Genomic DNA, 8,480 nt, shown 5'->3' with positions numbered 1-8,480 from the left:
GTTCCGCCGGTGGTTCCGCCGGTGGTGCTGGAGTCGGTGGACTCGGCGTCGCCGATCACGGTGATGGCGTTGCCGCCGACGGTGACGGGGGCTCCGATGACGGGCACGATCTGGGTTCCGCCGAGGATTCCGTCTTCGCCGGAGGTGGTCGCGCCGGAGCCGGTCGTTCCGGTTCCGCCGGTGGTTCCGCCGGTGGTGCTGGAGTCGGTGGACTCGGCGTCGCCGATCACGGTGATGGCGTTGCCGCCGACGGTGACGGGGGCTCCGATGTCGCCCACGACCTGCGTTCCACCGAGGATTCCGTCTTCACCCGAAGTGGATGCGCCGGTGCCGGCAGGGCTGTCGGACGGCTCGCCCGCCGTGCTCGTGCTGCCCGAGCTGCTCGAGTCTCCGATCACGGTGATGGCGTTGCCGCCGACGGTGATCGGGATGTCGACGTCGACCGGTCCCTGCGTGCCGCCGAGAAGCGAATCGCTCCCGGTCGTGGTGGCCGCCGGAGCGTCCTCCGCCGGGGCCTCCGAAGCCGCGGGTGCGGACTCCGTGGCGCCCGACTGCTCCGAGTCGCCGACGACGCTGATCGCGTTGCCTGACACGTCGATCGGGACGTCGACGTCGACGACGGCCTGGGTGCCGGACGCGACGCCGTCTTCGCCGGAGGTCGTCGCTTCCGCGACGGGCTCGGGAGCCGGCTCGGGGGCCGGTGCCGGCTCAGCGGCGGGAGCCGCCTCGGGTGCCGTGGTCGTCGCATCCCCGAGGATGCTGATCGCGTTGCCCGAGAGGTCCACCGGAACCTCCAGGCCGATCACGGCCTGGGTTCCCGACACCAGGCCGTCTTCGCCCGATGTGGTGTCCGCAGCGTTCGCTGCGGCGACGCCGAGGCACGAGAGGCCTCCGACGAAGAGGGTGAAGTACAGCCCTCTCTGAATGAATTTCTTCATGATGGTTCAACTCCAAGAAAGATTGTTGTGACTGATTAGCTCCAGCCGCGCGATCGCGCGGGGAGGTGGTTCGCATCGTCTGCCCCTGGATTCCAGGCAGGTGCGAACTCAGTCAGTCAGGAGTCGAACCGAGGTCGAATGTCGGCGAAGCGGGAAGAGCATCGTCGGATTCGAGTGCGCGCAGCGTGATGGCGGCATGCGCGAAGAGTGAGCCCGAGAGGGCGTCGAGCGAGGCGACCCCGCCGGAACCGGCTCCGCCGCCCGTTCCCGCGCCGCCACTGCCGGACGGAGTGGGCAAGACCACGGGAGAACCCTCAGGGTGCCCGGCGGGCGCAGGAGCGCCCGGCACCGGAGGCGTTGAAGAGCTGGCGGAACCGGTCTGTCCCGGGGCGGGGAGACCAGAAGACGAAGCGGATGCGGCGGAACCGCGCACGGAGGCCGACACGGTGCCGTCGGACGATGCCGGAAGAACGGCGACCGCAGGGCTCGATGCCTGAAGGACATCGCCTGCGTCGGCAGGAGAAACGGCCGAGGAGCCGGGAAGATCGAGGCCTGGAATCGACGGGATGACTCCGTCGGGGCCGGTCGGTTCGGATGCCCCGGGGAGCGCCGGTGCGACGGTCACGACGGTCGTCGTCACCTGCCCGACAGTGGAGTCGGCGAGCTCGACGACCGGTGCCGTGACGCTTGCCGTCGGCGTGGATCCGAGGATGTCTCCGACCACGGGAACGGCCGCGACGACAGGGTCGACCACATCGGTGACGGGCTGCACGATCTCGGCCACGGGGGCGTCGGGCACCGCCTCGACGACGGGAAGGACGACCTGGTCGACGACGGGTTCCACTACCGGCTGCACGATTTCTGCAACCGGCTCGGGAACCACGGAGGTGGCGTTCTCGACCGCAGGAACAGCGGTGTCGACGACCGAGTCGACGATCTGGGAGACCGGCTGCGTCACGCCGGACACGACGCCTCCGACACCGTCGAGGAGACCATCGTCTGCGTGTGCCGGTGTCGATGAGAGCAGGATTCCACCGACGACGAAGCCGGCTCCGACGAGGCCTCCGAGCAGAAGAAGCCGCAGTCGACTGACGGGTCGGTGCTCTTCGATGGCATCCACGTCAATCACCCCCAACGGCTGAGTACCCCCAACCTAGGCACGTCTGATTCGCGGGGTAAAGGAGCTCGAATATTTCGGGACGCAACGACAACGCGATGGTTCGACTCGTTTTCGTGCGCTGCTTATAACGCAGTCCGTACCGGTAAAACGCTTCAATCCCCGGATTCGCTGGGCCTTCGCTGAATGCGGCCTCTTTATTTCGGGACAGAAACTATCACGCGGAGAATTTTGCGGATGTAAGAGCCAACGGTCGGCCGTTAGCCTGTCGCCATGCCGAAGAAGCAGCTCTCCGTCGATGATGCGCTCGACCAGCGTGCCCATCCTCTGCGCTCACAGATCGATCGTCTGCGCGACGTGACCCGCGCGATCGACCCCGCGATCGTCGAGGAATGGAAGTGGAACGCTCCGAGCTACCGAATCGCGAACGACTATCTCTACACCTTCATGCTGCGCCCCGACGAGTACCTGCACCTCGTCTTCCACCACCCGGAGGCGCCGTCGATCGCCAGTGAGCTCCTCGAGGGCGACTACTCCGATGGCCGCCGCATGGTCTATCTGCGCGGTGCCGACGACGTCACGGCGAAGCTGCCCGAGCTCACGCGCGTGCTGAAAGAACTGGTTCGCCGCTCGACCTGACGTCCGCCGTCGTGGTTCAGGCTTCGCGGCTCCGGATGCGTACGGCCGGGTCGACACACCACTCCAGCAGCGACGGCCACTCTCCGTAGCCGGAGTCGGGCGTGAAATGACCCTGACCGGGCAGAACGACGGTCGGCAGAGACAGCGGTCGGCCGAACGAGCTCTCGGCGCCCTCGGGATTGAACGGGTCGTCGTCGCTCGCCACCAGAGTCGTGCGTTCGGCATCGAGCGGTGACGCGGCGAGTGGCAGCGCGGCGAAGGCCGCGATCTCGGCGAAACCGGCTGCCACGTTCACCGACGGGGGCGCCACGAGAAGCACCCTCGAGACCTCGACGGGCGAATCCGGCCTCGCCCCCAGCCACAGCAGAACCGACAGGCTGTGGGCGATCACGACCACGTCGTCGACTCGGCCCGTGTCGTGGAGCCGACCCAGCGCATCCACCACCGACGCCGACCACTCGGAGACGGTGGGGGAGTGCGGCGAGGGCAGCTGCGGGTACTCCACGAGCGCGCCGCGGTCGCGCAGTGTGCGCGCGGTGAGATGCTGCCAGTGCTCGGGCGGTCGCTCGTTCTGCCACCCGTGCAGGAGGAGGAACCCGGAGCGCTGTGCTGTCATGCAGACGATTCTCGTGCCGCGGCGAACTGCCGTACAGCGAAACATGCCGTCGTTTCTGCCGATGAGCTATCGATTACCGCCAGCGCATCCCGCTAGCCTCGAGGCATGCCTCCAGCCACTCCCTTCTCTCGTCCCATCCGCGCAGGAATCATCGGATTCGGGCTCTCCGGTCGGGTGTTCCACGCGCCCTTCCTCGCCACGAATCCCGACTTCGAGGTGTCGGTGATCGTCACGTCGAACGCCGAGCGTGCCGCCGAAGCCGCCCGCCTGCATCCGGCCGCCGTCATCGTCGACAGCGTCGACGAGCTGTTCGAGCGTGCCACACGAGGGCAGCTCGACCTCGTCGTGATCGGCTCGCCCTCGGGCACGCACGCGGCGCTTGCCGACAGGGCGTTGGATGCGGGGGTCGCCGTCGTTGTCGACAAGCCGTTCGCCGTCACCAGCGCCGAGGGCCTGGCCCTCATCGAGAAGGCCGAGCGGCTCGGCCTCCCGTTCACCGTCTTCCAGAACCGCCGGTGGGATGGCGACTTCCTGACGCTGGCCTCGCTGCTCGAGGCCGGCCAGCTCGGCGAGGTGCGCCGCTTCGAGTCGCGTTTCGAATGGTGGAAGCCGGTGCAGGCCAAGTCGTGGAAGGCGGAGGCCACCGCGTCGGAAGGCGGCGGAATCCTCTACGACCTGGGCGTGCACCTGCTCGACCAGGCCCTGCAGCTCTTCGGAGACGTCGAGGAGATTCACGCCGAAGTGATCACCCGCCGGGAAAACGGGGTCGCCGACGACGACACCACCGTACTGCTCAGGCATTCGTCGGGCGTGCACACCCAGCTCTGGATGAACGGCATGGCAGCGCAGGTCGGCCCCCGATTCCACGTGCTGGGCTCGACCTCGGCCTACACGAGCTGGGGCCTCGACCCGCAGGAGACGCAGTTGCGCAACGGCGCGCTGCCCACCGACGACGGATTCGGCGTCTATGGCGAAGACCGCTGGGGTCTTCTCGGCGTCGACGGCGACGTGGTCGCCCTGCCCACCCAGGCGGGCAAGTACGCCACCTTCTACGAGATGCTCGCCGAAGCGCTGCTGCGCGGCGGCCCGCTTCCCGTCGACCCGCGCGACTCGTTGCGGTCGCTCGAGATCATCGAGCAGATCCACAGCGCCGCGGGCTCGTACGACGCCTAGGCCGGGGCCGCCGCGAGCACTCGCCTCTACTGCCCGCGGCCGGTGGCCTTCTGCAGTCGATCGATGTGCTCAGACGCCTCGGCCTTCGTGAGCGTGGCCGGAAGCTCTTCGCCGGCCTCGCGGGCGAGCGTATCGAGGTAGCTCTTCTGCGGGCCGGTCATCGGCTCGTCGCCGGTGACCCAGTCTTCGGGGTCTTTGGCGGCAGACGAGGTGTCGCCGTCTGGGCGTGGAGCGCCCAGCGTCTCTGGTTCATCGGCAGCCGAGTTGCCGGCGGTGGAGTCGTTCTGGGTGACGGACGGAGTCGCCGGTTCGACCGACGCGTCGTTGTTCTGGATGTCTGACATGCCTCCCACGCTACGGCCGACGGCCGACACGGCGGCGGGGGTGGCGCATCCGGTCTCGGCGGAGTAGCAGGCTCACGAGCATGTCACCCCTGTTCGAGGGTCAGGAACAACAAGTAGTCTTGGTACTCATGTCCACCAATGAACTCGTCGACGTCGTGCCGCGCGCAGCCCTGCGCCGCAGCCCGCGCCAGGACCGCAGCACACAGCGCATCGAACTCATCCTCGATACGACTGCGGCGCTGATCGACGAGGTCGGCTACGGCAGCCTGTCGCCCACGCTCATCGCCAAGCGGGTCGGCATGTCCGGACCGGGAATCTACCGGTACTTCGACGGCATGCCCGCCATCGCCGCGGCGCTCGCGACGCGCAATCTCACCCGTCTGATGCAGACGTCTCAGGCCGCGCTCGAAAGCAGGGACGCCGAGTGGCAGGAGCTGCTCGGCCGGGTCATCATGGCCTACTGTGGGCTCTTCCGCACCGAGCCCGGCTTCCGCTGGCTGCGTCTCGGAGACGCGATCGACCGCAATCTGATCGACAACACCGACAGCAACCGCACCGTGCTCGCCCATCAGGTGGGCGAACTCTTCTTCGAGCGCTTCGAGGTCTCGCGCGACCGACCCGACCTGCTCAAGCACGTCGAGGTGGTGGTCGAGATCGTCGACACGCTCACCGCGAAGGCGTTCGAGACCGATCCGTCGGGCGATCAGTTCTTCATCGACGAGTGCACGCGCATCGCCACCGAATACCTCGAGAAGTTCCTCGAACGCACCCAGAGCTACGTCGTCGAGTAGCCGGCGCAGCGCCGGCTCCCGACCGACCGCCTAGTCCGCTTCGGTCGAACCGGCTCCCGGCGAACGAAGATCGAGGTCGTCGTCGCCCACGCCGTCGGTGGGCAGCTGCTCTTCGACGGTGCCGAACGAGTGCGAGACGGCCTCGGCGGCCGCGTTGCCCTCGGTCTCGACGCCGGGAATGATCTGCTCGCCCTTGTCGACCTCTTTCTCGTCGAACTCGCTCTGCTGGTCGCTCATGCTTCGGTCCTCTCTCGCTTCGCCCGGATGGCACGACTAGGCAAGCATGTCGGGCGGGAACGCGCCACCCCCTGACCATTCAGCATCGATCGCGCTTGACTGAGAGAGACCACCGAAGCGAAGGAGCGACATGTCAGACAACATCCCCACCGAGGGCGAGAAGCTCGGAAAAGACGGCACCATCCCGAACTCCGACGACGGAATCGCGCTGGGACACGGCGAGGCGTCCCACTTCAATGTCGAAGAGGACGAGCACGCCGACGCCGGCGACAGCGCCGAGAAGGACCTCGAAGACCCCGCGCAGAACTGATCGCGGGCCAGGGGCTGTCGATCAGGCCGGCAGAAGCGTGAGCAGTCGATGCTGCTGCACGGCCTCGATCGACAGCACCTTGTAGCCCTCGTCATCGAAGAACACGGTGATCCTGTCCTCTTCGACGCGCATCACGACGCCCTCTCCCCATTTCGCGTGGCGCACCCGGGTGTCGAGGGGGTAGGCGCTCGCATCGCCCTCCGGCGAAGTGGTCGTGTGCTCCCGGGCGAACTCCTCCTGAGCGCTGCTCGAGGAGCAGGTGTCGCAGTCTCCGCAGGGGGCGCCCAGGTTCTCACCGAAGTATCCGAGCAGGAAGATGCGTCGGCATTCGAGGGTCTCCGCGTAGCCCCGCACCATCTGTACGCGCGACTTCTCCACGCGGTGCAGGGCCGCCGCCTTCTCCGACGCGATGCGCGCCGCCACGGTCGGCGATCGCCGGCCGACCGCGCTGAGTCCTCGTGCCGTCGAGGTCACCAGCCTCGACTCCTCGAGAAGATTGACCAGTGCTCGCGCCGACCGCGCAGAGACGTCGAGTGCGTCTGCCAGCTGCGACAGCGAGAGGCCCGGCGATCTCTTGATGGCGGCGAAGGCCAGCGAGATCGACTCGCTCGACGGAACGCCCGACGCGAAGAACGTGCGCAGCCCGAGGTCTTCGGCCCGGTAGTGCAGCGTCGCCCGCGCAACCCCGCCGTCTCGGCCCGCGCGACCGACCTCCTGGTAATAGCTGTCGATGGAGTCGGTGACCGCCTCGTGCACCACGAAGCGCACGTCGGGTTTGTCGATGCCCATGCCGAAAGCACTCGTGGCCACCACGATGTCGACGCGGCCGTCGATGAACCGCTCGTGCACGTCTTCGCGGTGGGCGTCGGGCAGGCCCGCGTGATACGCGGCGGCCGGGATGCCTCGGGCCTGCAGGGCGTCGGCGTACCGTTCCGCATCGGCGCGGGTCGCGACGTAGACGAGACCGGGACCGACGGCATCCACGACCTGCTGCACGACGGCCCGACGCTTGTCGTCGTCGCTCTCGTGCCGCACCACCTCGAGCCGGATGTTCGGCCGGTCGAAGCCCCGAGCGAGAACAAGCGCGTCGCGCAGGCCGAGCCTGTCGACGATGTCGTCGCGCACCGGGCCGGAGCCGGTGGCCGTGAGCGCGACGACGGGAGGGTGGCCGAGCCGGTCGATGACCTCGCCGAGCCCCAGGTAGTCGGGTCGGAAGTTGTGGCCCCACGCTGAGACGCAGTGCGCCTCGTCGACCGTGAAGAGCGACACGCCCCGGGAGACCAGCCGCGCGACGACGGACTCCTTGGCGAGCTGTTCCGGAGAGAGGAAGACGAAGCAGGGCTCGCCGCTCTCGACATCGGCCCAGGCCTCGTCGTTCTCGGAATCGGATCGGGACGAGTTGATCGCAGCGGCGACGAGGCCGTGCTTCTCGCGCAGCGATCGCACCTGGTCGTCCTGCAGGGCGATGAGCGGAGAGACCACGACGGTGACACCACCACGCACCGTACCCGCGAGCTGGTAGACGGCGGACTTGCCGTAGCCGGTGGGCATGACGGCGAGCACGTCTCTGTCCGAGACCGGGGCGCGCACGGCCTCGAGCTGTCCCTCGCGCAGGGTCGCCCAGCCGAACACGTCGCGTGCGGCCCTGGCGATGGCGGTGTCGCTCGTCGCGTCGACGGGTGTCACGGGGGCCTCGGTCATCGGGCTCGCCGGATGCCCGCCACCGGCTCCCACGCCCAGCGCGTTCCGGAGCTGTCGGTGAGCGAGTAGCCGGTGACCTTGTGCGTCTTCGCTTCGGTGATCGGGCTGTACTCGTGCGTGCCAGCCGGAATCTCGGCGAGGAAGTCCCATGAGGTCTCGTTCGAGTGCATGAAGTACCGCCCCGGAGGGAGCATCTGCACCGTGGCCGGCTTCGGTTTCGCGCGCGACACGATGCCGAGGTCGATGTTCCAGAGAACGCGGTGACCGCTGTTGCTGACGATGAGGCCCCAGTCCTTCTTGCCGGGCACGCCGGGCCGGGGATGCGACGCCCACCACACCGAGAAGGTCTCGACCTCAGCCCGGTCGTCTCTCTTCTGTTCGAGACGGAACGCCCGCCAGGCCGGGTAGATGGCGAGGCCGGCAGCCACGAAGGCGAGGCTCGAGGCGACGGCCGCGATCCAGTCGGGAAGAGAGGTGAAGGAATCGGTCACGACCTCGACGCTAGCGGCATCCCCCGGCGCTGCCCAGCGACGGACTATCGAGTTGGGGGGGGGGGGGGGGGGGGGGGGGGGGGGGGGGGGGGGGGGGGGGGGGGGGGGGGGGGGGGGGGGGGG

The 8,480-nt window shown here is 68.2% G+C and carries 11 protein-coding genes; 4 read left to right on the top strand and 7 right to left on the bottom strand.

Going from position 1 to position 8,480, the window contains the following annotated elements; translation table 11 throughout:
- Both QCD70_RS18940 and QCD70_RS18935 read right to left on the bottom strand, forming a co-directional pair.
- On the bottom strand, positions 1-938 hold a 938-nt coding region (locus QCD70_RS18940), incomplete at its 3' end, for a chaplin family protein (RefSeq protein WP_301219169.1).
- A gap of 112 nt (positions 939-1,050) precedes the next feature.
- Positions 1,051-2,058, bottom strand: a complete 1,008-nt coding sequence (locus QCD70_RS18935) for a hypothetical protein (RefSeq protein WP_301219167.1) — start codon at positions 2,056-2,058, stop codon at positions 1,051-1,053.
- 270 nt (positions 2,059-2,328) lie between these two features.
- On the opposite strand from QCD70_RS18935, the gene QCD70_RS18930 reads away from it, so the two are divergent.
- Positions 2,329-2,694 carry a DUF1801 domain-containing protein gene (locus QCD70_RS18930; protein ID WP_301219165.1) on the top strand — a complete coding sequence of 122 codons (366 nt, stop codon included), beginning with the start codon at positions 2,329-2,331 and terminating at the stop codon, positions 2,692-2,694.
- Between the two features lie 16 nt (positions 2,695-2,710).
- Here QCD70_RS18930 and QCD70_RS18925 read toward each other — a convergent pair whose 3' ends face one another.
- Positions 2,711-3,310 carry an RBBP9/YdeN family alpha/beta hydrolase gene (locus QCD70_RS18925; RefSeq protein WP_301219163.1) on the bottom strand — a complete coding sequence of 200 codons (600 nt, stop codon included), beginning with the start codon at positions 3,308-3,310 and terminating at the stop codon, positions 2,711-2,713.
- Positions 3,311-3,415: 105 nt separating this feature from the next.
- On the opposite strand from QCD70_RS18925, the gene QCD70_RS18920 reads away from it, so the two are divergent.
- Positions 3,416-4,483: a Gfo/Idh/MocA family protein gene (locus QCD70_RS18920; protein WP_301219161.1), complete on the top strand. Its 1,068-nt coding sequence runs from the start codon at positions 3,416-3,418 to the stop codon at positions 4,481-4,483.
- A gap of 26 nt (positions 4,484-4,509) precedes the next feature.
- Here the strand turns inward: QCD70_RS18920 and QCD70_RS18915 are convergent, their stop codons facing one another.
- Positions 4,510-4,827: a DUF3072 domain-containing protein gene (locus tag QCD70_RS18915; protein ID WP_441004959.1), complete on the bottom strand. Its 318-nt coding sequence runs from the start codon at positions 4,825-4,827 to the stop codon at positions 4,510-4,512.
- A gap of 128 nt (positions 4,828-4,955) precedes the next feature.
- Between QCD70_RS18915 and QCD70_RS18910 the strand changes: the two genes are divergently transcribed.
- The gene (locus QCD70_RS18910; protein ID WP_055933427.1) at positions 4,956-5,618 is read left to right on the top strand and encodes a TetR/AcrR family transcriptional regulator; all 663 of its coding nucleotides are present in this window, start codon (positions 4,956-4,958) and stop codon (positions 5,616-5,618) included.
- 30 nt (positions 5,619-5,648) lie between these two features.
- Here QCD70_RS18910 and QCD70_RS18905 read toward each other — a convergent pair whose 3' ends face one another.
- Entirely contained in the window at positions 5,649-5,855 is a 207-nt protein-coding gene (locus tag QCD70_RS18905) for a hypothetical protein (protein ID WP_055933430.1), read from the bottom strand.
- Positions 5,856-5,985: 130 nt separating this feature from the next.
- On the opposite strand from QCD70_RS18905, the gene QCD70_RS18900 reads away from it, so the two are divergent.
- Complete coding sequence (locus QCD70_RS18900) at positions 5,986-6,165, top strand: hypothetical protein (protein ID WP_301219156.1); 180 nt, start codon at positions 5,986-5,988, stop codon at positions 6,163-6,165.
- Between the two features lie 21 nt (positions 6,166-6,186).
- Here QCD70_RS18900 and QCD70_RS18895 read toward each other — a convergent pair whose 3' ends face one another.
- Positions 6,187-7,866, bottom strand: a complete 1,680-nt coding sequence (locus QCD70_RS18895) for a RecQ family ATP-dependent DNA helicase (RefSeq protein ID WP_301219154.1) — start codon at positions 7,864-7,866, stop codon at positions 6,187-6,189.
- Positions 7,863-8,357, bottom strand: coding sequence for a hypothetical protein (locus tag QCD70_RS18890; RefSeq protein ID WP_301219152.1), 495 nt, complete (start codon positions 8,355-8,357; stop codon positions 7,863-7,865). The genes QCD70_RS18895 and QCD70_RS18890 overlap by 4 nt, the downstream gene beginning before the upstream one ends.
- Positions 8,358-8,480 lie beyond the last annotated feature (123 nt).

It is taken from the genome of Agreia sp. PsM10, from assembly GCF_030433855.1.
Lineage (GTDB): Bacteria > Actinomycetota > Actinomycetes > Actinomycetales > Microbacteriaceae > Agreia.
Note: the sequence above shows the minus strand (reverse complement) of the source record. Positions and strands in the feature narration are given on the sequence as shown.